The sequence below is a fragment of the Nocardia aurantia genome, assembly GCF_009604425.1.
Classification (GTDB): domain Bacteria; phylum Actinomycetota; class Actinomycetes; order Mycobacteriales; family Mycobacteriaceae; genus Nocardia; species Nocardia aurantia.
The window spans coordinates 402,882-426,810 of the sequence record NZ_WEGI01000011.1 but is presented as its reverse complement, the minus strand read 5'-3'; the positions used below and the strand labels follow the sequence as shown (position 1 = coordinate 426,810).

Here is a 23,929-nt window from a genome sequence, read left to right as displayed (position 1 = left end):
CCCGCGCCGCCGCGATCGCCCGCGCCTTGTTCCCCGTCAACTCCAACACCGACGCCGACGGACCCACAAACGTGATCCCCGCCTCCACACACGCCGCCGCCAAATCCGGATTCTCCGACAGAAACCCATAACCGGGGTAGATCGCGTCCGCCCCCGCGCTCGTGGCGGCCTCCAGAATCTCCGGAATCGACAGGTACGCGCGGACCGGATGGCCGGGCGTCCCGATCTGGTACGACTCGTCGGCCTTGAGCCGATGCACCGAGTTGCGATCCTCGTACGGGAACACCGCGACGGTGCCGACACCGAGTTCGTAGGCGGCGCGGAACGCGCGGATCGCGATTTCCCCACGGTTGGCGACCAGAACTTTGGAGAACATTGGTCAAAGGTACCCGGACGCCCGCGCTACCCGGACGTGGAAGCCCCGCACGGTCGTCCGGCGAGCGCTCGCGGGTAGCAGCTAATCGGTGGACACGGTTTACCGAAAATGCGCTGACCCACGGGCTACACTGCCTCCACACCGGGGTGAGACGTACGCCACACCTCCCCGATTCGCACTCTACACAGACCGCACATATCGCGTGACGCTGTGGAACAGCAGATGTTTTTGGCCCTCTCCGGTAGGTATTGCAATGTTTGCGAAGAACTCCGGGTAGCATCTCGGCGTGCGCAAGATGTATGCGGGAGCGAGGCTGCGGCGATTGCGCGAGGAGCGGCGAATGACGCAGGCCGCCCTGGCCAAGAGCCTCGACCTGTCCCCCAGCTATCTCAATCAGTTGGAGCGCGATCAGCGGCCGCTCACCATTCCGGTGCTGCTCAAGCTCAACTCGACCTTCGATCTGGACGTGCAGTTCTTCGCCGCCGACTCGGATGCCCGGCTCGTGTCGGACCTGCACGAGGTCCTGGTGGAGGCCGCCGGCGGCACCGCGCCGCCCGCCGCCGAGGTGGAGGATCTGGCCACCCGGCTACCCGAGGTCGCCAAGACGATCGTGGCGATGCACCGCCGGCTCCGAGCCGCCACCGACCAGCTCGATCTGCTGTCGTCGAAGGTCGCCACCCCCACCGGCGCGCCCGGGGTGCCGATGCCGTACGAGGACGTGCGGGACTTCTTCTACGACCACCACAACCACATCGCCCCGCTCGACCACGCCGCCGAGCGGCTGTTCGAGGAGTGCGGGCTGTCGATCGGCTCGCTGGACCGCCAGCTCGCCCGGATCGCCGAGGAACGCGCGGGCGTCACCGTGCTGGTCCGCGGCGACGGCGCCGATCCGGCCATCCCGAAACGGGACTACCAGCCCGAGACCCGCACCCTCACGCTGGCCCGGCGGCTGCGCCCCGGCCAGCGCGCCTTCCAGATCGCGACCACCCTCGCCTTCCTGTTGTACGGCCCGCAACTGGACGAGGTGCTCAACGAGACTCCGTCGCTGACCGGTGAATCGCGGCAACTCGCCCGCGTGGGCCTGGCCAACTACTTCGCCGGCGCGCTGGTACTGCCCTACGGTCGATTCCTGCGTTCGGCGGAAGAACTGCACTACGACATCGACCTGCTCGGCCTGCGTTTCGAGGTGGGCTTCGAAACGGTCTGCCACCGGCTGAGCACCCTGCAGCGACAGGGCCAGCGCGGGGTGCCGTTCTTCTTCGTGCGCACCGACCGCGCGGGCAACATCTCGAAACGCCAGTCCGCCACCGCATTCCACTTCTCCCGGGTCGGCGGCAGTTGCCCCCTGTGGGTGGTCCACGAGGCGTTCGCGAATCCCGGCCGCATCCTCACCCAGGTGGCCGCCATGCCCGACGGCCGCCGCTACCTGTGGATCGCCCGCACCACCAACCCGGCCCCGCACGCATTCGGCACGGCGAGCAAGGAATTCGCCATCGGCCTGGGCTGCGACATCGAATACGCCGACCGCCTGGCCTATTCCAAGGGCCTGCAACTGGACGATCCGGCCGCGGTGGTCCCGATCGGCGCGGGCTGCAAGGTCTGCGAGCGGTCCTCCTGTCAGCAGCGCGCCTTCCCCCAGATCGGCCGCTCCCTCGCCGTGGTCGAGAACACCTCGATCGACCTCCCCTACCCCCACACCGTGCGCTGAAATATCCGCGCCGGACGCGAATCCGGCGGCCGGACAACCGTTCCCGATCGGCCGCGGTGCGGCGGCCCGAGGCCGACGGCCGTGGCCCGGCTGCCCGAATTCGCCGGAAGCTCACCGAGCCGATCGCGTCGCTCCGGCGGAAGCCGCTACGACGCAACCGATCCCGGCCCACTGCACGATGCTCATCGGCTGCCCGAGCACCACCAGGCCGGCGCCGGCCGCCACGGCCGGTTCGAGACTCATCAGGATGCCGAACACCCGCGGCGGAATCCGCCGCAGCGCTTCGAGTTCCACCGAATACGGCAGCACCGACGACAGCAGCGCCACGCCCAGCCCGGCGGCCAGTACCGCCGGCCGCAACAGCTCGGGCCCGATCGCGACGATCCCGACCGGCAGCGTGACGAGTCCGCCGACCGCCATGGCCAGCGCCAAACCCCCTCCGCCACTGGTCTGCTCACCCAGCTTCGCACTCAGCAGGATGTACCCCGCCCAGCACGCACCGGCCGCGGCCGCGAACGCCACCCCCGTCCACGCCACCGGACCGTCCGACCGTACGAGGAACAGCACTCCGGCCCCGGCCAGCAGCGCCCACACCGGATCGAACCACCGCCGCGACCCGGCCAGCGCCACCGCCAGCGGCCCCAGGAATTCGATGGTGACCGCCATCCCGAGCGGAATCCGGTCCAGCGCAAGGTAGAAGGTGACGTTCATGGTCGCCAGCACCGTGCCGTACCCGAGCACCACCGGCAGCGCCCGCCACCCCACCCGCAGCGATCGCCGCCACATCACCAGCAGAACCAGCCCGGCGAAGGACAACCGCAGACCCACCGCCCCCACCGGCCCGGTCAGCGCGAACAACTGCTTCGCCACCGCCGCCCCGACCTGCGTGCTCACGATCCCCGCCAGCACCAGCGCGGTCGGCGGCACCCCACCGACCCGCTGCCGCGCACTCCGCGAGGACCACAGCGGCAGTACGGCTTTCCCTCGCCAACGGAGATCGATCGCCACCATCGAGCTCCCCTTCCCGCCGAGGACTTCACCACCGTCCGGAAGCATCCCACACCCGTCCCGCCACCCGTGGCGAGCCACCGGCCGATCCGCTGTGCCGGGCCTACGATTTGGCCAAATACTCCAGGCGTTCCGAGTCGACGGCGGCATTCATCATCGTGGCCAGCCCGGGATGGCGGGTGAGGCCCGGATCGGCCGCCACCACGTCCCGCGCCACGTCCTGCGCGGCGGTGATGACCTCCAGGTCGTCCAGCAACGACAGCAGGCGTAGGCTGCGCGCGGTTCCGGACTGCGCGGACCCGAGCACGTCACCCTCACGGCGCTGCCGCAGATCCAGGATGGACAGCTCGAACCCGTCGAGGGTCCCGGCCACGGCCTCCAGGCGGGCCATGGCGGTGCCCATCGCGGAGGATTCGGTGATCAGCAGGCACAGGCCGGGATGTTCGCCACGACCGACGCGCCCGCGGAGCTGGTGCAGCTGACTGACGCCGAACCGGTCGGCGTCGACGATCACCATCACGGTCGCGTTCGGGACGTCCACGCCGACCTCGACGACGGTGGTACACACCAGCACGTCCACCTCGCCGGCGTTGAACGCCCGCATCACCTGGTCCTTCTCGTCGGCGGGCAGGCGGCCGTGCAGCAGGCCCACCCGCAACCCGGCCAGCGCCCCGGCGCGTAGCGTCTCGTAGACGTCGACGGCCGCGTGGGTGGTCGGCGCCTCCTTCTCCTCGGGCGACTTGCCCTTGTGGCCCTTGCCCTTCGCGCCCTCTTCCTCGCCGTCGCCGATCCGCGAGCACACCACGTACGCCTGCCGGCCGGCCGCGACCTCCTCCCGGATCCGCTCCCAGGCGCGATCGACCCAGGTCGGATGTTGTTTGGCGGGAACGACTCTGGTGCTGATCGGGGACCTGCCGCGCGGCAGTTCGGTGAGCGTCGAGGTCTCCAGATCGCCGAGGGTGGTCATCGCGATGGTGCGCGGGATGGGCGTCGCGGTCATCACCAGCAGATGCGGGCTGATGCCGTTCTTCGACTTGGCGCGCAACGCATCCCGCTGCTCGACACCGAACCGGTGCTGCTCGTCGACGATCACCATGCCGAGGTCGTGGAATTCGACGTTGTCCTGGATCAGGGCGTGGGTACCGATCACGATGCCGGCCTCACCGGTCATCGCGTCCAGCAGCGCGGCCTTCTTCTCCTTCGCCGACATGGACCCGGTCACGAGCACGACCTTGGTGGCGTGCTCGGCGGCGCCCAGCTCCCCGCCCGCACCGAGCTCGCCGAGCATCCCGCGCAACGACCGATAGTGCTGTGCCGCCAGCACTTCCGTCGGCGCCAGCAGGGCGCACTGCCGGCCCGCGTCCACCACCTGCAGCATGGCGTGCAGGGCGACGATGGTCTTACCGGAACCGACCTCGCCCTGGAGCAGCCGGTGCATCGGATGCGGTCGCGACAGATCGTCGGAGATCTCGCCGATCACCTTCCGCTGTCCCGCGGTCAGCTCGAACGGCAGCCGATGCTCGAAATCGGCTGCGATGCCGTCGGTCCGGGGCGGGCACGCGCGCGCGGTGCGTCCACCCATCTCGTGCCGCCGTTCCGCGAGCACCAGTTGCAGGGCCAGCGCCTCGTCGAAACGCAAACGCTCCCTTGCCTCTTCGATGTCGGATTTCCGCTCCGGGAGGTGGATCAGCCGCAACGCGTCCGAGACCGCCAGCAGCCCGCGCTCGGCGCGCAGATCCGCGGGCAGCGGATCGTCGATCGGATCGAGCTGATCCAGTACCTGCCGCACGCAGGCCAGCACATCCCAGCTCTGCACCTTCGCGGTCGCCGGATACACCGGGATGTACTCCCGCTCGAAGAACGAGACGTCCACGCCCTCCGTGCCTTTCGCGCTCTCGGCCAGCCCGCGCAGCGCGCCCCCGCCGCGCACGTCGGTGAGGTTCTCCACCGATTCCCCCGCCGCGGGCAGGATCAGGTAGGAGGGATGCGACAGGTTCCACCGATCGGGCCGCCAGTAGTGCACCGTCCCGGACATCATCGCCCGGACGCCCTGCTTGACGAGATAGTTCACCTTGTCGCCGTTGAAGAACGTGATCTCGATCGGTTTCCCGGCGCCGGTGTCCAGATCCACCCGCAGCAGCCGGCCGCGCCGCTGCCGCATCGGTTTCAGCTCGGTCTTGCTCACCGTGCCGATCACCGTGATGTGCGCGCCCTCCTCCGGAGCCTCCTCGGCCAGCGGCTGCCCCTGGGTCGCGTAACGCACCGGATAGTGCCGTAACAGGTCCTCCACGGTGGTCATGTCGAAGGATTCGCCCAGCTGGTCGGCCGCCTTCGTGCCCAGCACGTGGTCCAGCCGGTCCCGCAGTGTCGCCATCGGTCTATTCCACCCCGATCTGGATGAGGTCCATCGGCTGCCCCCCGTCGTAGACGACGACCTCCACACCCGGGTAGGTCGCGGTGATGTGCCCGGACAGTTCGTCTCCCAGCCCGGCGGGCGAGTCCGCCCCCACCAGCAGCGTGACCAGTTCGCCACCCAGCCCCAGCATCCGGTCGAGCAGCGTGCGCGCCGCGGCCCGCACGTCCGGATCGATGACCACCACGTCGTGCCCGACCAGCCCCAGTCCGTCGCCCCGCGCACAGGTGCCGACGATGGTCAGCGCTCGTTCCGCCGCCACCCGCACCGCTCCCCACCGCGTGCCGGCCGCCGCCTCGGACATGGCGAACACGTCGTCGACCGCGGTGCGCTGCGCATCGTGCACGGACAGCGCCGCCAGCCCCTGCACCATCGCACCGCTCGGCAGCATCAGCACCTCCCGTCGCGGCTGCGCCGGGTCGGTGCCGCGCGCGGCGACACTCACGGTGACCAGCTCGTGTGCGGGCAGCGCCCCGTTGGCCAGTACCAGCACCTCGCGGTACGGCATCGCCAGGATCGCGGTGAGCAGCGAGTCGGCCGTCACGCCGCCGTCGAGCACCACGGCCCCCGCGTCCTCGAACAACTGCGCCGCCCCCGGCCCGAACGCGACGGTCAGGATGCCCCGATCGGCCGAGTCGACCGCCACCGGCCCGGACTCCAGCCCCTCGATCCGGATGTCCCGCAGCGTCCCGGCGGCCAGACCCGCCTCCACCGCCGCACCCGCGTCGGCGGTGTGCACATGCGCCGACCAGGTCCCGGACCCGTCGCCGACCACCACGACGGAGTCGCCGAGCCTCGCGAGATCCCGCCGCAACCCCGCGATCCGCTCCTCGTCCGTACCCGACAGCACGTACATCACCTCGTACCGCGGCACCGCCGCGCCGAGGCCCCCCTCGGTCTGCGACGCCGCCACCCTCGCCCGCTCCCGCCCGTCACCGCCGACCACCTGCTCGGAGCCCGCGCGGCCCGCCTCCGTAATCCCCAACTCGCGCAACGCATTCCCCGCACCGCGACCATCCGGGCTGATCGCCGACCGGCCGGACGCAGGACTCGGTCCGCGATCGTCGGCGCCGGCGGCGGACCCACCGGCACCCCGGACATTCGCACCGATCCCGGGCGAACGCCCGACCTCGCCCTCACCAAGACCGTCCGCACTGATCACCGGCCCGTGCGCGACATCACCATCCGCTCCGGTCGCGGGCTCGCTCGGCGCGGCCGCTTCGGTTCGGTCACTCGCGTCGATCGCGCACCGCTCCGCAGCGCCGCTCTGCCGACGATCACGATCACCGGACGCGCTCGTCCCCACAGCGCCGGGCCGTATCGAATCCACGAGCGCCGCACCCGTCGAACCCGGGAGCGCCGCACCGGTCGGATTCGCGAGGGCCGTGCCCGTCGAATCCGCGAGGGCCGCACCGGTCGGACCCGTAAGCGTCGCACCCGTCAAATCCATAAGCGCCGCACCCGTCGAATCCGCGAGCGTCGCACCGGTCGAATCCGTAAGGGCCGCACCGGTGTCCGTCACGGCCGAATTCCCGATGCGCGTCGGGTCCGCAACGCCGGCGGCGGCGAGTTCCGCATCGGAACGCTCGCGCGATGAACTTGCCGCGCCGAACCGCCCGCCCGGTGCACGGAAACCGGCCGGGTATCGCGGCCGCTCCACCTGCTGCCCGGTCGTGACCGCCACCAGCGCGTCCAACAGCACCAGCAGTCCGCGCGCCCCGGCGTCGACCACCCCGGCGGTGCGCAGTACATCCAACTGGGACGGCGTCTCCCCCAACGCTTTTGCCGCACCGCCCGCAGCGGCCGTCGCCACCTCGCCGAGCGTCGCGTCCGCGGCGCACTCGGCGGCCCGGTCCGCGGCGGCGTCGAGCACGGTCAGCATGGTCCCCTCGATGGGGTCGCTCAACGCCGTACGCACCAGAATTCCGGCTCGCCGCAACGCATTTCGAAGCTCGTCAGCGGAGAACGAATCCCCCGCTGCCGCATCCGCGAACCCACGCAACACCTGCGACAGGATGATGCCGGAGTTACCCCGCGCGCCGACCGTCGCCGCCCGCGCCATCGCTCCGGCCACCTCGCCGACCGAGACCGCCACGGCGACGCCACCCACCCCGTCGTCGACGGTTGTGCCGGTACCCGAGACCACACCGCCGTCCTGAGCGGGTCCGTCCGCGTGCGGACCGCTTCCGCCGACCGGGTCCGCGGCACTGCCGTCCACAGCGACCGCCGGCGAACCGCCGGCCTCGGCGTTCGCCGGTGCCCCGGCGCGGACATCCAGGTCGCCCCGGGCCGCCGACCGAACGGCCGGCGCGGGCCGGCCGGCCGACGCGAGTGAATCGCCCCCGCACCCCACTCCGCCCGCCGAATCGGACGTGCCGCCGACCGGTCCGCTCGCACCCGCGCGATCGCGCACCGCCGAGAGCACCGCCTCCCCCGCCGCGACCGCCGTGCGCATGGTGGACAGCAGGTTCGTGCCGGTGTCGGCGTCCGGGACCGGGAAGACGTTCAGGGCGTTGATCTCGTCGCGGTGCCGTTCCAGCCCGTCCAGACAGAGGTGACCCCACCGCACGAGCGCCGCACCGTCGAGCGCCTCCCGGACCCCGGGCAACCGTCACCGTCCTTCCAGTCGCTGGGCAGGTTCCGCTCCTGCACGCGCACCGAGCCATATTTCCCCGCCAGCGTAGTCGCCCGCACCGACACCGCCGGGACACACCGGTCCGGCGGAGCGGGTATACACCTCCGGCACGGAGCGAATACCCAGGTCGGAGGGCGATTGGACAGCGGAGACAGCCGACCGCTAACCTTGCAGGGTTGCCTGACGCGACCTTGTTCTTTCCTGGCGGAGAGCGGTCGCGGGTGCCGGTGGTCACGTCGGCGGGCATTGACGATAAGGTTTCCGGACAGGCTGTCGGTACGACAGCGGTCCCCCATGACATGAAGGAGCTCGCGACTATGGCTGCCGTCTGCGACGTATGCGGCAAGGGCCCCGGCTTCGGTAAGTCGGTTTCGCACTCGCACCGGCGCACCAACCGTCGCTGGAACCCGAACATCCAGACCGTTCGTGCACAGGTCGCGCCGGGCAACACCCGCCGCACCAACGTCTGCACCTCCTGCCTGAAGGCCGGCAAGGTCGTTCGGGGCTGAGTGCCCGCACCGGCCGACCGGTCGCGGTGACGCACCGATCCGGCCGAACAGAATATTTTCACGAAGCCCCGGCGCACCTGAGGTGCGCCGGGGCTTCGTCGTCACAGTGACGAGGGATTCATGACCGCTCCGGCCTGGCGCCTCGTCCCGCTGACACCCGCCACGGCGACTCCGGATCTGGTGCACAGCCTGGCCGAATGTCACATCGCCTGCTGGCGCGAGTCCTACCGGGATCTGGTCCCGGCGCACGTCCTGGCCGCCTTCGACGTCGATCGGCGGGCCGACCAATGGGAACGCCGCCTGCACGGCCCCGGATCGACCGTCGTCGCGGTCGCCGGCGCGGCCACCGTCATCGGATTCGCCGAGCGCGGCCCCGCGCGCGACGACCCGCCCACCGCGCCGGTGGAACTGAGTGCGATGTACGTGCGCGCCGCGTTCCACGGCGCCGGTGTGGCCCACGATCTGATCCGCGCGGTCCTCGACACCCACACCGATATGTCGCTGTGGGTGTTCGAGGAGAATCCGCGCGCGCGGACCTTCTATCGCAAATACGAATTCGAACCGGACGGAACCCGCAAGGTCGAGGACTTCACCCTCGCCTCGCAGATCCGCATGGTGCGGCTCAGTTCGAGCCGTTGATGCAGTCCAGACCGCCCGCGGCACTGACACTCTGGAACAGGCACACGAACCGGGACGTGACGCCGGACGAGATCGAGGACGATCCCGTCTGCGGGTCGTACAGCGCCACCACCGGCGCCGCGGACTCCTCGGTGTCCTGGGTGGCCGGTGTCAACGGCACCGGCGAAGCTCCTGCCACCGCCGGGGTGCCGAGGATGGCCGCTCCGGCAGCGACGCTGAGCACGGCTGTCCGCACGGACTTGATCTGCATGCATCTACTCCTGACTCGCTCGAACCTCTTCACCCCGTCACGGCAAACGCCAATCGACCGGGGCGGCACCCAATGTACCGAGCAACTCGTTGGTCCGGGAGAACGGCCTCGATCCGAAAAACCCGCGAGACGCGGACAACGGTGAGGGATGGGCCGATTCGAGGTAGGGAACGGAACCCAGCATCGGCTTCAAAGTCGAAGCGTCACGGCCCCACAGAATTGCGACCATCGGCTGGTCACGGGCCACCAGCGCGCGAATCGCCTGTTCCGTCACCGCCTCCCAGCCCTTGCCGCGATGCGACGCGGGCTGGCCCGGCTGCACCGTCAGCACCCGATTCAGCAGCAGCACACCCTGATCCGACCACGGCGACAGATCACCGCAGGTAGGGGTCGGAAATCCGAGATCCTTGGAATATTCCGAGAATATGTTGGCAAGACTCCGTGGCACCGGCGAAACATCGGGCGCGACCGAGAAACTCAGACCCATCGCGTGCCCCGGCGTGGGGTACGGATCCTGGCCGACGATCAGCACGCGCACCTTGTCGAACGGCCGCTGGAAAGCCCGCAGTACGTTGTCCCCGTTGGGGAAATAGCCGCGCCCGGCAGCGTTCTCGGCGCGTAAGAACTCGCCCATCGCGGCAACGCGGTCGGCCACCGGCGCCAACGCCTCGGCCCAGCCCGTATCGATGATTTCCGGCAGTGGTTTTACGCCCATGAGCGCACAACATATCGTGGCCCGGGATCGCGTGCGGGATCACCCCGACGTGAACGACTCCCAGCCGGCCGAACCGGTCCGGCGGACCCCGTCGACGGTGATCCCGGCACCCTCGCCGACCTGCCCGACCGCGACCCATCCCGGCGGAAGATCAAGTCCCGCACGGAATGTGGCCGCGAAGCCGTGATCCTCACCGCCGGTGAGCGCCCAGTCCAGCGGATCGGCGCCCAGCGCCCGCGCGACCGGCTCCAGCGCCGGGTCCACCAGCATGCGGGAGTCGAGATCGACGGCGACACCGGAGGATTCGGCGATATGCCCGAGATCCGCGAGCAGACCGTCGGAGACGTCGGTGAGCGCGGAGATCTCCGCGACCGCGGGCAGGCCGAGCACCGCCTGGTACGGTGGCCGTGGAACCCGATGCGCGGCAACCACTTCCGCGAACAGCTCCCGATCCGCGCCGCCGGCCAGCACCGCCAGCCCGGCCGCCGACCATCCCAGCCGCCCCGCCACCGCGACGACATCACCCACCCGTGCCCCGGACCGCAGCACCGGCGCCCGCGACAGCGGATCACCGAACGCGGTGATCGAAACGACCAGCAACGGACTGCGCACCACATCGCCGCCCGCGATCGACCCGCCCGCCCGCGCCGCCTCGGCCCACATCCCGTCGACCAGCCCGTCCACCAGCTCCACCGGGGTGTCCGCCGGACAACCCAGTGCGACGACGAACGCGCTCGGCCGGGCGCCCATCGCGACCACGTCGGCGGCGTTCTGCGCGATCGCCTTGGCGCCGATATCGGCGGGGGCCGACCAGTCCAGCCGGAAATGCCGGTCCTGCACCAGCATGTCGGTGGTGACGACGTAACGCCCGGCGGGCGCCGCCAGGATCGCGGCGTCGTCCCCGGGCCCGAGCAACACCCCCGGCGCCTGCGTACGACCGGCGTTCATCCGCGCGATGAGCGCGAACTCCCCTAGCTCGCGCACCGTGCGCGGGCTGCTGTCCGTGATGACGAGCTCCTCTCCTGCCCCGGTCCCCTCCCGGGGCCGAGTCGACGGCACGACGCTACCGCGCGAACCTCACCACACAGCCACGCGCGCCACCGTGACGGACCCGTTCGCTACCCTCGGACCCGGAAATCCACCAGATCCGCGCCGGACCCCGCCGGCCCGGCCCGGCGCGAGCGGAGACGAACCACCGGATGAGCAGCGAGACGGAGCAGCCGACCCCCGAGCCCCGGCGCACCCCGGCCCCCGCCGGTGATTCCACCCACCCCACGGGCACCGACAGCTCCGCCACCACGCCTCCACCCGCCCACGACGCCGTGCCGACCGCACAATCGGCAACCTCCCCCGCGCCGTCCCCGGGCGCGGAACCCGACGCGGCCGCCACCACGGACACCGACTCGCCGGCACCCCGTACCGAGCCGCCGCACCGCTCCTCCCCCGCCCTGATCGCCACCGCGATCGCCCTGCCGGTCGCCCTGGTGGCAGCGGTCCTGGTGCTGGCGGTGCTCGCGCGCCAGAATCCGGCGCACGGGCCGCTCGCGCTGGGTTCGGTGCCCGCACCGGCGGCGACCGGACCGGCCTGCACCACCCTGCTGCCCGCCCTGCCCGCCACGCTCGGCGACTACCACCACGCCGACCTCGCCGAACCCGCACCGCCCGCCACCGTGGCCTGGCAGTCCGCCGACGGCGACCCGATCGTGTTGCGCTGCGGCCTGGACCGCCCGCAGGAATTCGACAAGGCCGCCGCCCTGCAGGTGGTCGACAATGTCACCTGGTTCGCGCTGCGGGACCCGGCCGCGAACACGTCCTCGGGCACCTACTTCGCCGTCGACCGCGGCACCTACATCGCCCTGACGCTGCCGGATCACGCCGGACCGACACCGCTGCAAGAGATTTCGGACACGATCGCCAAGGTGTTGCCGGCCCGCCCGATCGACCCGGGCCCACTACCCAACTGACCACTCGGAGCTGTCGGCAACCCACCACCGGTTCACCGCCCGGCGGCCACAGCTGCCTGTCTGCCCGCGCCGACCACCACCCACCGGTTCACGACGGCACGCAATTCGGGCTGTCGAATCGGCCTGCGGCTCACCGCTGCCCGGCGCTCGAGCGCCTCGGCCACACCTGCCCAGGGGCTCACACCGGCGCGGTCACAGCTGCCTGGCGCTGCCGCACCGGCAACCGGCACCCCCACCGGCCCCGGTCACCATGGCGTGCCCGAACCACCCGCTGCTCCCCGCCGACTGCCCGCTCACAGCGGCCGCAACCGCGCCCGGCCGGCCCGCAGATCGATCTCCGGACCCCCGGGCGTCCCGTCGCCCGGATTCTCCCGATGCATGAGCACCGCCTGTCGCTGCTCGAACTCGTACCGCTTGCCGGAGTTGAACATCACGTCGAACTGCTCGAATCCGATCGCCGAGGCGGCCCGCCCGTCCTGCTCCCGCATCCACGGCAAGGCGGTACGGCCGGTCACCTTGCGGTAGGCGATATCCGCACACGACACCGCGATGATCAGCAGCGCCAGACCGGGAATCGTCATCGCCACCAACACCCCGCCGAGCGTACCCGCGGGCCGGATCGGGCGAAGCTAACGCAGACCGGTGCCGCGGGCCAGCGCGGTCTCGATCAGCGTCGTGACCAGGGTGCGGTTGTCGATCCCGGTGGCCTCCCACATCCGCGGATACTGCGAGATAGAGGTGAACCCCGGCATGGTGTTGATCTCGTTCAGCACCGGACCGGATTCGGTGACGAAGAAGTCGACCCGGGCCAAGCCCTGGCAGTCCAGCGCGGTGAACGCCTGCACGGCCAGTTCCCGGATCTGCTCGGTGAGGTCGTCGTCGAGTTTGGCCGGAATGTCGAACTCGCAGACGTCGTCCAGGTATTTGGTCTCGAAGTCGTAGAACGCGGGCGCGGCCCCGGGGTCGGTATCGGCGTCGGGCATCCGGATCTCGGAGATCATGCTGGCCTCGACCCGGCCGTCCGGGAATTCCAGCACCCCGCATTCCACCTCGCGGCCGACGATCGCCGCCTCCACGATCACCTTCGGATCGTGCCGGCGCGCCTCGGCGAGCGCGGCGTCGAAGGCCGCCCAGTCGTCGACCTTGGTGATCCCGATCGAGGAGCCGCCCCGGGCCGGTTTGACGAACACCGGCAGCCCGAGCCGCCGCCGGTCCGGCTCGGCGAGCGTGTCGACGCCGGGTCGCAGCACCACGTAGTCGCCGATCGGCAGCCCCTCGCAGGCCATCAGTTTCTTCATGAACTCCTTGTCCATCCCGGCGGCGCTGGCCAGCACGCCGGGACCGACATAGGGGACGCCCGCGAGTTCCAGCAGACCCTGCAGGGTGCCGTCCTCCCCGTAGGGGCCGTGCAGGACCGGGAACACGACGTCGACCGCGCCGAACCCGGCGGTCTCGATCGCGTCGAGTCCGATCGGTACCAGCGCGGCGCCGGAACTGCCCGGATCGGCGGTCAGCGCCAGCACGGTGCCGGTGTGGTCGACCGACGGCAGGCTGCGCTCGGCGATGACCAGCTCACGGGGATCGGAACCGCTGAGCACCCAGACGCCCTCACGCGTGATGCCGATCTGCACCACGTCGAAGCGCTCCGGGTCGAGGCTGCGCAGCACGTTGCCCGCCGACACGCACGACACCGTGTGCTCGCTGCTACGACCGCCGAAAACCACGGCCACCCGGATCCGCTCACTCATGCCCAAACCGTACCCGGCGTTCAGGTCACCGAATCAGCCGTGGCGCGCCGAACGTCCCATTCGCGCCCGATCCGGTATGCGCTATTCGGGCTTGATCCGGCGGCCCAGCAACCATCCGACCATGTCCGAAACCGAGGCGCCCTCGTGGCAGACCTGGTGGACGGCGGTGGTCAGCGGCATCTCGACGCCGTGCCGTTCGGCGAGCGTGCGGATCGAGGTGCAGGATTTGACGCCCTCCGCGACCTGCCCGTGGGTGGCCTGCTGCGCGGCCTCCATGCCCCCGCCCGCTCCGAGCACCTGCCCGAACGACCGGTTCCGCGACAGCGGCGAGGTACAGGTGGCGACCAGGTCGCCCACCCCGGCGAGCCCGGCCAGCGTGACGGGGTTGGCCCCCAGCGCCGAGCCCAGCCGCATGATCTCGGCCAGCCCGCGGGTGATGATGCTGGCGATCGAGTTGTCGCCGAGGCCCATTCCGGCGGCGATCCCGCAGGCCAGCGCGATCACGTTCTTGCAGGCCCCGCCGATCTCGCAGCCGATCACGTCGGTGTTGGTGTAGGGCCGGAAGTAGTTGCCGGCGCAGGCGTGCTGGACGGCCTCGGCCCGCGCGGCGTCGGCGCAGGCGACCACCGACGCGGCGGGTTGCCGGGCGGCGATCTCCCGGGCCAGGTTCGGGCCGGACAGCACCGCGACCCGCCCGACGTGGGCGCCGGTGACCTCGGCGATCACCTGACTCATCCGCAGCAGGGTGCCGGTCTCGATGCCCTTGGCGAGGCTGAGCAGCGTCGCGTCGGGGCCGATGTCGGCCCGCCAGGCGCCGAGATTCTCCCGCAGTGTCTGCGACGGCACCGCCAGCACCACGATGTCCGCGCCGTCGAGGGCGGCCCGATGGTCGTCGGTGGCGGCGATCCCGGTGAGATCGACCTCGGGCAGATAGCCGGGATTGCGATGCTCGGTCGCCAGGGCCTTCGCCACCTCCGGTCGCCGCGCCCACATGGTCACCTCGGTGCCCGCGTCGTACAACACCTTCGCGAATGCCGTGCCCCACGACCCCGCGCCCATCACTGCCGCCCTTGTCACCAGGCCACTATGCCACCCGGCACGGGGGTCTCGAGGCCGGAGTCGCGTACCGGTGGGACTATGGGTCACATGTGTCCGGAAGCCGTCCACGCCGTGATCGCGGTGAAATATCTCGATCACGCGAAGAGCCGTCTCGCCGACCGGTTGCCGCCGGGTGACCGGTCCCGTCTGGTGCTGGCGATGCTGTCGGACACGGTCACCGCCGCAGTCGCCGCGGGTCTGGCCTCGGTCACCGTGGTCACCCCCGATCCGGCGGTCGCCGCGGCGGTGCGTCCGCTCGGCGCGGACACTCATCCGGATCCTGCGGTCCCGGGTGATCCGGACGGTCTCAACACCGCCCTGGCGGCGGTGGCCGCGGCCGTGCGCGACCAGCACGGCCCGGTGAATCTGCTTGCCCTGCAAGCGGACCTGCCGGCCCTGCACCCGGAGGAGCTGATCGACATGCTGGTCACGGCGCCCGCGCAGGGCCGCGCGGTCGTGGTCGACCACGCGGGCGAGGGCACCACCGCCCTGCTCGTCCGGGACGGAACCGCCCCGCTGGCACCGCTTTTCGGCGCCCGCTCGGCACAACGTCACATCGCCTCGGGCGCAAAGGATCTGGCCGGGGACTGGCCGGGCCTGCGATTGGACGTCGACACCGCGGCCGATCTGGCCGCGGCCGCGGCGCTCGGGGTGGGACCGGCCACCACCGCGGTCCTGCGCGAAATCGGATGGTCACCGATTGTCGATGAAGATGTCATCCGGAAGTATCCGGTGCGGACACGTGTCTGCTAGATGATTGCCAGGCGGGCAAGAATTGCCCAGCGCGGGGCGAATTGCCCGATTGACGACGTACGCTGTCTACTCGGGTGCCGACCTGGCCACCACCGGAGTGAGTCGTAAGGATTGAGCGTGAGCGATACGGAAACCGTCCCGCAGCGGCCCCGACTACCAGTTGCGCCACCGGCCGCCACGCCCGCAGCCTCCGCCACCGAGCTGGCGCAATTGCCGCCGGATCGCTATGTCAATCGCGAACTGAGCTGGCTCGATTTCAACGCGCGCGTGCTGGCCCTGGCGGAGGCCGAATCGGAGCCGCTGCTCGAGCGCGCGAAGTTCCTCGCGATCTTCGCGTCCAACCTGGACGAGTTCTACATGGTCCGGGTCGCCGGGCTCAAGCGCCGCGCCGAGGCCGGGCTGTCGGTGCGCTCGGCGGACGGCCTGTCCCCCACCGAGCAACTGGGCCTGATCGCGGCCCGCGCGCAGGATCTGGCGGTGCAGCACGCCCGCGTCTTCCTCGATCAGGTGCGGCCCGCGATGTCCGCCGAGGGAATCGAGATCATCGGCTGGCACGATCTGGATCCCGACGAGCGCCTCCGGATGTCCGGATATTTCCAGGACCAGGTGTTCCCGGTGCTGACCCCGCTGGCAGTCGACCCGGCGCACCCGTTCCCCTACATCAGCGGCCTGAGCCTGAACCTGGCCGTGACCGTGCGCGACTCCGATACCGGCGGTGAGCATTTCGCGCGGGTGAAGGTGCCCGACAACGTGGACCGGTTCGTCCGGGTGCGCCGTCCCGGCACCGAGCCCGGATCGCGTCCCGGCTACGAGGCCGCGCGCACCGACAGCGAGGGCGCGCTCGGCACCACGCGGGCCTTCCTGCCGATGGAGGACCTGATCGCCGCTCACCTCGATCAGCTGTTCCCGGGAATGGATGTGGTGGAACATCATTCGTTCCGCATCACCCGCAACGCCGACTTCGAGGTGGACGAGGACCGCGACGAGGATCTGCTACAGGCCCTCGAACGTGAACTGGCCCGCCGGCGCTTCGGATCGCCGGTGCGCCTGGAGGTCTCGGACGACATGACCGAGCACATGCTCGATCTGCTGTTGCGCGAACTCGACGTCGACCCGGCCGACGTGATCCAGGTGCCCGGCCTGCTGGACCTGTCCTGCCTGTGGCAGGTGTACGGCGTGGACCGCCCGCTGCTCAAGGACGCGCCCTACGTCCCGGCCACCCCGGCGGCGTTCGGGGAGCGCGAGACCCCGCGCAACGTGTTCGCCGCCCTGCGCGAAGGTGATGTGCTGGTACATCATCCGTACGATTCGTTCTCCACCAGCGTGCAGCGTTTCATCGAGCAGGCCGCGGCCGACCCGCAGGTGCTGGCGATCAAGCAGACCCTGTACCGCACCTCCGGCGACTCCCCCATCGTCAACGCGCTCATCGACGCGGCCGAGGCGGGCAAGCAGGTCGTCGCGCTGGTCGAGATCAAGGCCCGCTTCGACGAGCAGGCCAACATCAAGTGGGCCCGACAGCTGGAACAGGCCGGCGTCCACGTGGTCTACGGTCTCATCGGCCTGAAGACGCACTGCAAGACCTGCCTGGTGGTGCGCCGCGAGGGCGCCACCATCCGCCGGTACTGCCACATCGGCACCGGCAACTACAACCCGAAGACGGCCCGGCTGTACGAGGACATCGGATTGCTCACCGCCGCACCGGAGATCGGCGCGGACCTCACCGACCTGTTCAACTCTCTGACCGGATATTCGCGAAAGGCCAACTACCGCAACCTGTTGGTGGCGCCGTCGAGTGTGCGGACCGGCATCATCGAACGCGTCCGGCGTGAGACGGAACTGGCGGCGCAGGGCCTGCCGGCCCGAATTCGGTTGAAGTGCAACTCGATCGTCGACGAGCAGATCATCGACTCGCTGTACCGCGCCTCCCAGGCCGGGGTCCCGGTGCAGATCGTGGTGCGCGGCATCTGCGGACTGCGGCCCGGCGTCCCCGGGATGAGCGAGAACATCGAGGTGCGTTCGATTCTCGGCCGCTACCTGGAACATTCGCGGGTGCTGCACTTCCAGGCCCAGGACGAGTTCTGGATCGGCAGCGCGGATATGATGCACCGCAACCTGGATCGCCGGGTCGAGGTCATGGCCCAGGTGAAGGATCCGAAGCTGCGCGACCGGCTGACGGAGATGTTCGATTCGGCGCTGTACCCCTCCACCCGCTGCTGGGTGCTGCAGGCCGACGGCAGCTGGCAGGCCAGCCCGCTGCCGGAGGACGGCATCGACCAGGTCCGTGACCACCAGGAGTTCCTGATGCGGCTGCGGCGACCGGACCAACCGTGAGTCGTTCGGGCGCACAGGCTTCCGAACACATCTGGTTCTCCGACCGCCGCGTGACCCCGAACGTGCTCGCCGCGGGCGGGGTCGTGTGGCGGCAGCGACCGGACCGCACCGTCGAGGTGGCGGTGGTGCACCGGCCGAAGTACGACGACTGGTCGCTGCCGAAGGGCAAGCTCGTCGCGGGCGAGACGCCGATGGTGGCCGCGGTCCGGGAGGTCCGCGAGGAGACTGGGCTGTCGTGCCGGCTGGGCCGATATCTCGGGCATGTCACGTATCCCGTGACGGGACACCGCAAGTTGAAGCGGGTCGACTACTGGTCGGCCCAGCCCACCGGCGGCCAGTTCGCCGCCAATCCGGAGGTCGACGAACTGCGCTGGTACCCGGTCGATCAGGTGATGGACCAGCTGTCCTATCCGATGGATCGCCACATCCTGCGCAACTTCCTGCGGCTGCCCCCGGAGACGGCCACCCTGCTGGTGGTCCGGCACGCGAAGGCCGGTCGCCGCAACCACTTCGCGGGTCCGGACTGGCAGCGGCCGCTGGACAAGGCGGGCCGCGCCCGCGCCGAGGTGCTGACCGCGAGCCTGCGGGCCTTCGGGGCGGCCGAGGTACATTCGGCGCCGCCGTTGCGCTGCCGGCAGACGGTCGCGCCGCTGGCGCGCGAACTGGGCATCGGCATCGTGCTGGAACCGCAACTGTCCGAGACGGGTTACGCGGAGGCGCCGCAGGCGGCGCTGGCGCGGGCCCGTTATCTGGCGTCGCCGGATCGGGTCCGGGTGATCTGCAGTCAGGGCAAGGTGATTCCCGACCTGTTACACCGCTGGGCCGAAAACGACGGTCTCACATTGCCACCGGCGCGTAACCACAAGGGCAGCCTGTGGGTGCTGTCGATAACGAACGGGCGACTGATGGCGGCCGACCACGTGGACCGCGCACTGCACGTGGATAACGACTGAATCACGCCCGCCCGCAGCGGTTGTCGCGGTTCGGTCACGAGCTTGTGCCGACAACCCAAGTCGCACACCGACACTCGGGACACGAAAAAGGCTCCCCGGCACGCGGTGCCCGAGGAGCCGTTTCGTGTTCGAGACCTAGCGAGTCCGCTTGGCGGCGGCCTTCTTCGCGGGAGCCTTCTTGGCCGCGGTCTTCTTGGCGGTGACGGTCTTCTTGGCCACGGCCTTGGCCGGAGCCGCCTTCTTCACGACCGCCTTCTTGACGGCGACGGTCTTCTTGGCGGCCGGAGCCTTCTTGGCGGGAGCCTTCTTGGCCGGCGCCTTGGTGGCGGCCTTCTTGGCGGCCACGGTCTTCTTGGCGACCGTCTTCTTGGCGGCGGTCTTGCGAGCCGTCGTCTTCTTGGCGGCGCCCGACACCGGCGCGGCAACACCGCGTTTGACGGCGGGACCCACCGCCGCGATCTTCTGCTTGCCGGCGATGATCGCCTTGAACTGCGCGCCCGGACGGAAAGCGGGCACCGAAGTCGGCTTCACCTTGACAGTTTCGCCGGTGCGGGGGTTGCGAGCGACCCGGGCGGCGCGCTTGCGCTGCTCGAACACACCGAAACCGGTGATGGTCACGCTCTGTCCCTTGTTCACCGCGCGCACGATCGTGTCGACAATCTGCTCGACTGCCGCAGTGGCCGTGCGCCTGTCAGTACCCAACTTTTCGGTCAGAACGTCGATCAGTTCCGCCTTGTTCATTGAATCCTCCGCAGACTAATGGCCCGTCGTCGGACCGACTAGGTACCACGGTAAACCCTCAATGGGCAAGAGTCTATGTGCCACGCCAAATTTCATGTGGCGTGGCACACGTCCAGCAACCCGGTTTGGTAGCTCTCAGCTAACGACCGGGACCCATTACGCGGGCGAATTAGCCGCCGGAATGGTGATCGGTTTCCAACCCGGCCTTGCCTTTTCGAACCGGTCGATGGCCTCTTCCCGGCGGAGGGTCAGCCCGATGTCGTCCAGCCCCTCCAGCAGCCGCCACCGCGTGTAGTCGTCAATATCGAACGGCAACACGGTGGTTCCGGCCGTCACGGAGCGCTGCTGCAGGTCCACGATCAATTCGAGACCGGGCTGTTCCTCGAGCAACTTCCAGAGCATTTCGACATCATGTTGTGACATCTGGGCGGCCACCAGCCCGCCCTTCCCCGCGTTGCCCCGGAAGATGTCCGCGAAGCGGGACGAGATCACAACCCGGAAACCGTAGTCCATCAGGGCCCATACGGCGTGCTCGCGTGAGGAGCCCGTACCGAAATCCGGACCCGCCACCAGGACCGAGCCGCGGTTGTAGGGCTCCACGTTCAGAATGAAGTGCGGATCCGACCGCCAGGCCGCGAACAGCCCGTCCTCGAATCCTGTTCGCGTGACACGCTTGAGATACACCGCGGGGATGATCTGATCGGTGTCGACGTTGGATCGGCGCAACGGAACGCCGATCCCCTTGTGTACCTTGAACGCTTCCATGAGTACTCCCGAAGTCTCGTGGTGGGTGGGCGGATCAGTTCAGATCCGCAGGTGAGGACAGGGTTCCGCGGATCGCCGTGGCCGCCGCGACCAACGGCGAAACCAGATGTGTACGGCCACCTTTGCCCTGCCGGCCCTCGAAGTTGCGGTTCGATGTCGAGGCGCAGCGTTCACCGGGTTCGAGCTGATCCGGGTTCATTCCCAGGCACATCGAGCAGCCGGCCTGCCGCCACTGCGCCCCGGCGGCGGTGAAGATCTCGCCCAGCCCCTCGGATTCCGCCTGTGCGCGAACCCGCATGGAGCCCGGCACGATCAGCATCCGGACCCCGTCGGCCACCTTGCGGTCCCGCAGCACGTCGGCCACGGCCCGCAGATCCTCGATGCGGCCGTTGGTGCACGACCCCACGAACACCGCGTCGACCCGCACGTCGCGCAGTGGCGTACCGGGCGTCAAGTCCATGTAGCGCAGCGCCTTCTCCGCGGAGTCGCGCGTGTTCTCGTCGGCGATCTCCGCCGGATCGGGCACCGCGGCGCCCAGCGGCGCGCCCTGGCCCGGATTGGTGCCCCAGGTGACGAAGGGGCTCAGCGCGGTCGCATCGATGTGCACCTCGGCGTCGAATGTCGCGCCCTCGTCGGTCTTCAGCGCGTCCCACGCCGCCACGGCGGCGTCCCAGTCGGCGCCCTGCGGGGCGTGCGGGCGGCCCTTCAGGAATTCGTAGGTGGTCTCGTCGGGGGCGATCATCCCGGCCCGCGCGCCGGCCTCGATCGACATATTGCACATGGTCATCCGCGCCTCCATCGACATGGCGCGCACGGCCTCGCCGCGATATTCGAGCACGTAACCCTGACCGCCGCCGGTGCCGATCTTCGCGATCACCGCGAGAATGACGTCCTTGCTGGTCACACCGTCCGGCAGCGCGCCGTCGATGGTGATGGCCATGGTCTTGAACGGCCGCAGCGACAGCGTCTGGGTGGCGAGCACGTGCTCGACCTCGCTCGTGCCGATACCCATCGCCAGCGCGCCGAACGCGCCGTGGGTCGAGGTGTGCGAATCACCGCAGACCACCGTGGTTCCCGGCTGGGTCAGGCCCAGCTGCGGGCCGACCACGTGCACGATGCCCTGCTCGATATCGCCCATCGGGTACAGCCGCACGCCGAATTCGGCGCAATTGCGCCGCAACGTCTCCACCTGCAGGCGGGAGATCGGATCGGCGATCGGCTGGTCGATGTCGACGGTCGGGACGTTGTGGTCCTCGGTCGCGATGGTGAGGTCCGTCCGGCGCACCGGACGACCCGCCGCGCGCAGGCCGTCGAACGCCTGCGGGCTGGTCACCTCGTGCACCAGATGCAGGTCGATGTAGATCAGATCGGGGTCGTCACCCTCGCCGCGCACCACGACGTGCTGGTCCCAGACCTTCTCCGCCAAGGTACGTGGCCGATCGGCCGTCTCCGCCATGTCCGCTCACCTTCCGGTAGACAGCCGCCGCGCCGGGGCTGGCGGCGCGACGACACTTCCTGTTTTCGAGCTCCTCGCCGACCGGGGAGGCCGGACCTGCGATTCGCCGCTTGTAATCTCAGAGTATGAGATCTTAATATCGTTCTATGAGACAGCATAGCGGCATCGGGGTACTCGACAAAGCCATGGCCGTACTCCGGGCGGTGGCCGAGCAGCCCTGCGGACTCAACGAGCTGTGCACCCGCACCGGACTGCCTCGCGCCACCGCACATCGCCTGGCCGTGGGCCTGGAGGTGCACCGGATGCTCGCCCGCGACGCCGCCGGCCAGTGGCGCCCGGGGCCCGCGCTGTCGGAACTGGCCAGCACCGCCGGGGATCCCCTGCTGGACGCGGCCGCCGCCGTGCTGCCCCGGCTGCGCGAGATCACCGGGGAGAGTGTGCAGATCTACCGCCGCGACGGCCACTCGCGGGTGTGCCTGGCCGCGGTGGAACCCGCCTCGGGCCTGCGCGACACCGTCCCGGTCGGCGCGCGCCTGCCGCTGACCGCGGGCTCGGCCGCCAAGGTGCTGCTGGCCTGGGCCGATCCCGACCTGCAGCAGGCGGTGCTGGCCGACGCGGTGTTCGGCGAACGCGCCCTGGCCGAGGTGCGGCGGCGCGGCTGGGCGCAGAGCGCCGCGGAGCGCGCGGCGGGCGTGGCGAGCGTCTCCGCACCGGTCCGGGACTCGGCGGGGGCCGTGGTTGCCGCGGTCTCGGTCTCCGGGCCGATCGATCGGATGGGCCGGCGGCCCGGCGCGCGCTGGGCGGCGGATCTGGTGGCGGCGGCGGACGCGCTGCACAAGCGGCTGTAACCGGTTTCACGTTCTCGCGTACGCCGTAAAGTACAGTCGGCGCATGGGAGCGAATCAACGCGCACAGATCGTCATGGACGAGTCCGAGATCGGGGATTTCCTCGGCTCTTCCCGCATTCTCACGCTGGCCACCGTGGGCAAATCGGGCCTGCCGCACCTGACCGCGATGTGGTACGGCCTGGTGGACGGCGAGATCTGGCTGGAGACGAAGGCGAAGTCGCAGAAGGCGGTCAACCTGCGCCGCGATCCCCGGGTGACGGTGCTGGTCGAGGCCGGCGACAGCTACGACCAGCTGCGCGGGGTCTCGATCGAGGGCCGCGCGGAGATCGTCGACGATCCGGAGGCCCTGTTCCGGGTGGGGGTCAGCGTCTGGGAGCGCTACACCGCGCCGTACACCGAAGAGTCCCGGCCGCTGGTCGAGGCCATGCTGAACAAGCGGGTCGCGGTCCGGCTGGTGGCCGAGCGGACGCGCAGCTGGGACCACCGCAAGCTCGGTATGCCCGCGATGCCGCCGGGCGGCAGCACCTGGCCGCGACAGGACTGAGCGGCCGCGGCATCCGGTAGCCGCGGCACCGGAATCGCCACGGCGCCACTGCTTCGATACGAGAAAGGCCCTCCGGCAATTGCCGGAGGGCCTCTTTCGAGTAGTCCCGACGGGATTTGAACCCGCGCTACCGCCTTGAGAGGGCGGCGTCCTAGGCCGCTAGACGACGGGACCAGGATTTTGGAGATAACTCCAAAGCTGGGGTACCAGGACTCGAACCTAGAACGGCTGAACCAGAATCAGCTGTGTTGCCAATTACACCATACCCCAATAACCGGACCCTCGGCCGCTCCCTCGTGGGGGCTTCCGACCTCGTTTCCGGCCGAGGAGAAGACTACCAAAGAGATCCGGGTGTTATACAAATCGTGTGGTCAGAGGGGTTGTTTTGCTGGGTCTTCGGCCTCCGCTTCGCTCCCCCGCCTCCGTCGGTCCAGGACCGGGCCGGGCCGCGAACGCGGCGGTGGGCCCGCCCGGA

The 23,929-nt window shown here is 69.9% G+C and carries 22 protein-coding genes and 2 tRNA genes; 9 read left to right on the top strand and 15 right to left on the bottom strand.

Features of this window, described 5'->3' with window-relative positions:
• Positions 1 to 376: biotin carboxylase N-terminal domain-containing protein (locus NRB56_RS26320; RefSeq protein ID WP_319943545.1), on the bottom strand; the 376-nt coding region annotated here is incomplete at its 3' end.
• 286 nt (positions 377 to 662) lie between these two features.
• Here NRB56_RS26320 and NRB56_RS26315 point away from each other — a divergent pair.
• Entirely contained in the window at positions 663 to 2,084 is a 1,422-nt protein-coding gene (locus NRB56_RS26315; protein WP_319943544.1) for a short-chain fatty acyl-CoA regulator family protein, read from the top strand.
• A gap of 111 nt (positions 2,085 to 2,195) precedes the next feature.
• Here the strand turns inward: NRB56_RS26315 and NRB56_RS26310 are convergent, their stop codons facing one another.
• The 3 genes from NRB56_RS26310 to NRB56_RS26300 form a co-directional block, all read right to left on the bottom strand.
• A complete protein-coding gene (locus NRB56_RS26310; RefSeq protein ID WP_153346659.1) occupies positions 2,196 to 3,095 on the bottom strand; it encodes an EamA family transporter in 900 nt (299 codons plus the stop codon).
• Between the two features lie 100 nt (positions 3,096 to 3,195).
• A complete protein-coding gene (gene recG, locus NRB56_RS26305; protein WP_153346657.1) occupies positions 3,196 to 5,466 on the bottom strand; it encodes an ATP-dependent DNA helicase RecG in 2,271 nt (756 codons plus the stop codon).
• 4 nt (positions 5,467 to 5,470) lie between these two features.
• Positions 5,471 to 7,600: a DAK2 domain-containing protein gene (locus NRB56_RS26300; RefSeq protein WP_406603535.1), complete on the bottom strand. Its 2,130-nt coding sequence runs from the start codon at positions 7,598 to 7,600 to the stop codon at positions 5,471 to 5,473.
• An 857-nt stretch (positions 7,601 to 8,457) separates the two neighbouring features.
• On the opposite strand from NRB56_RS26300, the gene rpmB reads away from it, so the two are divergent.
• Together rpmB and NRB56_RS26290 are read left to right on the top strand one after the other, a co-directional pair.
• Complete coding sequence (gene rpmB / locus NRB56_RS26295) at positions 8,458 to 8,649, top strand: 50S ribosomal protein L28 (RefSeq protein WP_026343524.1); 192 nt, start codon at positions 8,458 to 8,460, stop codon at positions 8,647 to 8,649.
• Positions 8,650 to 8,769: 120 nt separating this feature from the next.
• On the top strand, positions 8,770 to 9,288 hold the full coding sequence (locus NRB56_RS26290) for a GNAT family N-acetyltransferase (RefSeq protein WP_153346655.1): 519 nt from the start codon (positions 8,770 to 8,772) through the stop codon (positions 9,286 to 9,288).
• Here the strand turns inward: NRB56_RS26290 and NRB56_RS26285 are convergent.
• Genes NRB56_RS26285 through NRB56_RS26275 form a run of 3 tightly spaced genes read right to left on the bottom strand, consistent with a single transcriptional unit; the run spans position 9,272 to position 11,237 of the window.
• Complete coding sequence (locus NRB56_RS26285; protein ID WP_153346653.1) at positions 9,272 to 9,538, bottom strand: hypothetical protein; 267 nt, start codon at positions 9,536 to 9,538, stop codon at positions 9,272 to 9,274. The two genes, NRB56_RS26290 and NRB56_RS26285, sit on opposite strands and share 17 nt — an antisense overlap.
• A gap of 37 nt (positions 9,539 to 9,575) precedes the next feature.
• Positions 9,576 to 10,253 carry a uracil-DNA glycosylase gene (locus NRB56_RS26280; protein ID WP_153346651.1) on the bottom strand — a complete coding sequence of 226 codons (678 nt, stop codon included), beginning with the start codon at positions 10,251 to 10,253 and terminating at the stop codon, positions 9,576 to 9,578.
• 39 nt (positions 10,254 to 10,292) lie between these two features.
• A complete protein-coding gene (locus tag NRB56_RS26275; protein ID WP_406603533.1) occupies positions 10,293 to 11,237 on the bottom strand; it encodes a thiamine-phosphate kinase in 945 nt (314 codons plus the stop codon).
• A 338-nt stretch (positions 11,238 to 11,575) separates the two neighbouring features.
• Between NRB56_RS26275 and NRB56_RS26270 the strand changes: the two genes are divergently transcribed.
• On the top strand, positions 11,576 to 12,217 hold the full coding sequence (locus NRB56_RS26270; RefSeq protein WP_406603534.1) for a DUF3515 domain-containing protein: 642 nt from the start codon (positions 11,576 to 11,578) through the stop codon (positions 12,215 to 12,217).
• A 293-nt stretch (positions 12,218 to 12,510) separates the two neighbouring features.
• On the opposite strand, the gene NRB56_RS26265 is transcribed toward NRB56_RS26270, so the two are convergent.
• From NRB56_RS26265 to NRB56_RS26255, 3 genes are all read right to left on the bottom strand, one after another.
• Positions 12,511 to 12,810 carry a DUF6191 domain-containing protein gene (locus tag NRB56_RS26265; protein ID WP_319943543.1) on the bottom strand — a complete coding sequence of 100 codons (300 nt, stop codon included), beginning with the start codon at positions 12,808 to 12,810 and terminating at the stop codon, positions 12,511 to 12,513.
• Positions 12,811 to 12,846: 36 nt separating this feature from the next.
• Positions 12,847 to 13,965: a D-alanine--D-alanine ligase family protein gene (locus NRB56_RS26260; protein WP_153346647.1), complete on the bottom strand. Its 1,119-nt coding sequence runs from the start codon at positions 13,963 to 13,965 to the stop codon at positions 12,847 to 12,849.
• Between the two features lie 81 nt (positions 13,966 to 14,046).
• The gene (locus NRB56_RS26255; protein WP_319943542.1) at positions 14,047 to 15,042 is read right to left on the bottom strand and encodes an NAD(P)H-dependent glycerol-3-phosphate dehydrogenase; all 996 of its coding nucleotides are present in this window, start codon (positions 15,040 to 15,042) and stop codon (positions 14,047 to 14,049) included.
• A 69-nt stretch (positions 15,043 to 15,111) separates the two neighbouring features.
• On the opposite strand from NRB56_RS26255, the gene cofC reads away from it, so the two are divergent.
• The 3 genes from cofC to NRB56_RS26240 all read left to right on the top strand — a co-directional run bounded on the left by cofC (position 15,112) and on the right by NRB56_RS26240 (position 19,100).
• Positions 15,112 to 15,816, top strand: a complete 705-nt coding sequence (gene cofC, locus NRB56_RS26250; protein WP_153346645.1) for a 2-phospho-L-lactate guanylyltransferase — start codon at positions 15,112 to 15,114, stop codon at positions 15,814 to 15,816.
• 117 nt (positions 15,817 to 15,933) lie between these two features.
• The gene (locus NRB56_RS26245; RefSeq protein ID WP_319943541.1) at positions 15,934 to 18,147 is read left to right on the top strand and encodes an RNA degradosome polyphosphate kinase; all 2,214 of its coding nucleotides are present in this window, start codon (positions 15,934 to 15,936) and stop codon (positions 18,145 to 18,147) included.
• A complete protein-coding gene (locus tag NRB56_RS26240) occupies positions 18,144 to 19,100 on the top strand; it encodes an NUDIX hydrolase (RefSeq protein ID WP_406603532.1) in 957 nt (318 codons plus the stop codon). The genes NRB56_RS26245 and NRB56_RS26240 overlap by 4 nt, the downstream gene beginning before the upstream one ends.
• Before the next feature lie 135 nt (positions 19,101 to 19,235).
• Here NRB56_RS26240 and NRB56_RS26235 read toward each other — a convergent pair whose 3' ends face one another.
• From NRB56_RS26235 to leuC, 3 genes are all read right to left on the bottom strand, one after another.
• Complete coding sequence (locus tag NRB56_RS26235) at positions 19,236 to 19,841, bottom strand: HU family DNA-binding protein (RefSeq protein WP_153346641.1); 606 nt, start codon at positions 19,839 to 19,841, stop codon at positions 19,236 to 19,238.
• A gap of 156 nt (positions 19,842 to 19,997) precedes the next feature.
• On the bottom strand, positions 19,998 to 20,606 hold the full coding sequence (gene leuD, locus NRB56_RS26230) for a 3-isopropylmalate dehydratase small subunit (protein WP_153346639.1): 609 nt from the start codon (positions 20,604 to 20,606) through the stop codon (positions 19,998 to 20,000).
• A 34-nt stretch (positions 20,607 to 20,640) separates the two neighbouring features.
• Positions 20,641 to 22,062, bottom strand: coding sequence for a 3-isopropylmalate dehydratase large subunit (gene leuC, locus NRB56_RS26225; protein ID WP_153346637.1), 1,422 nt, complete (start codon positions 22,060 to 22,062; stop codon positions 20,641 to 20,643).
• Between the two features lie 146 nt (positions 22,063 to 22,208).
• Between leuC and NRB56_RS26220 the strand changes: the two genes are divergently transcribed.
• Positions 22,209 to 22,910 (top strand): IclR family transcriptional regulator, encoded by a 702-nt coding sequence (locus NRB56_RS26220; protein WP_153346635.1) that lies wholly within the window; start codon positions 22,209 to 22,211, stop codon positions 22,908 to 22,910.
• 43 nt (positions 22,911 to 22,953) lie between these two features.
• Complete coding sequence (locus tag NRB56_RS26215) at positions 22,954 to 23,454, top strand: pyridoxamine 5'-phosphate oxidase family protein (protein ID WP_153346633.1); 501 nt, start codon at positions 22,954 to 22,956, stop codon at positions 23,452 to 23,454.
• 101 nt (positions 23,455 to 23,555) lie between these two features.
• Here the strand turns inward: NRB56_RS26215 and NRB56_RS26210 are convergent.
• Both NRB56_RS26210 and NRB56_RS26205 read right to left on the bottom strand, forming a co-directional pair.
• Positions 23,556 to 23,628: transfer RNA gene (locus NRB56_RS26210), tRNA-Glu, on the bottom strand.
• A 24-nt stretch (positions 23,629 to 23,652) separates the two neighbouring features.
• A tRNA-Gln gene (locus tag NRB56_RS26205) sits at positions 23,653 to 23,724 on the bottom strand.
• Between the last annotated feature and the right edge of the window lie 205 nt (positions 23,725 to 23,929).

Bases quoted from the DNA above. Each gene is read 5' to 3' on its own strand.
- NRB56_RS26310 (WP_153346659.1), bottom strand. From the start codon at position 3,095: ATGGTGGCGATCGATCTCCGTTGGCGAGGGAAAGCCGTACTGCCGCTG.
- recG (WP_153346657.1), bottom strand. From the start codon at position 5,466: ATGGCGACACTGCGGGACCGGCTGGACCACGTGCTGGGCACGAAGGCG.
- rpmB (WP_026343524.1), top strand. From the start codon at position 8,458: ATGGCTGCCGTCTGCGACGTATGCGGCAAGGGCCCCGGCTTCGGTAAG.
- NRB56_RS26290 (WP_153346655.1), top strand. From the start codon at position 8,770: ATGACCGCTCCGGCCTGGCGCCTCGTCCCGCTGACACCCGCCACGGCG.
- NRB56_RS26285 (WP_153346653.1), bottom strand. From the start codon at position 9,538: ATGCAGATCAAGTCCGTGCGGACAGCCGTGCTCAGCGTCGCTGCCGGA.
- NRB56_RS26280 (WP_153346651.1), bottom strand. From the start codon at position 10,253: ATGGGCGTAAAACCACTGCCGGAAATCATCGATACGGGCTGGGCCGAG.
- NRB56_RS26260 (WP_153346647.1), bottom strand. From the start codon at position 13,965: ATGAGTGAGCGGATCCGGGTGGCCGTGGTTTTCGGCGGTCGTAGCAGC.
- cofC (WP_153346645.1), top strand. From the start codon at position 15,112: ATGTGTCCGGAAGCCGTCCACGCCGTGATCGCGGTGAAATATCTCGAT.
- NRB56_RS26235 (WP_153346641.1), bottom strand. From the start codon at position 19,841: ATGAACAAGGCGGAACTGATCGACGTTCTGACCGAAAAGTTGGGTACT.
- leuD (WP_153346639.1), bottom strand. From the start codon at position 20,606: ATGGAAGCGTTCAAGGTACACAAGGGGATCGGCGTTCCGTTGCGCCGA.
- leuC (WP_153346637.1), bottom strand. From the start codon at position 22,062: ATGGCGGAGACGGCCGATCGGCCACGTACCTTGGCGGAGAAGGTCTGG.
- NRB56_RS26220 (WP_153346635.1), top strand. From the start codon at position 22,209: ATGAGACAGCATAGCGGCATCGGGGTACTCGACAAAGCCATGGCCGTA.
- NRB56_RS26215 (WP_153346633.1), top strand. From the start codon at position 22,954: ATGGGAGCGAATCAACGCGCACAGATCGTCATGGACGAGTCCGAGATC.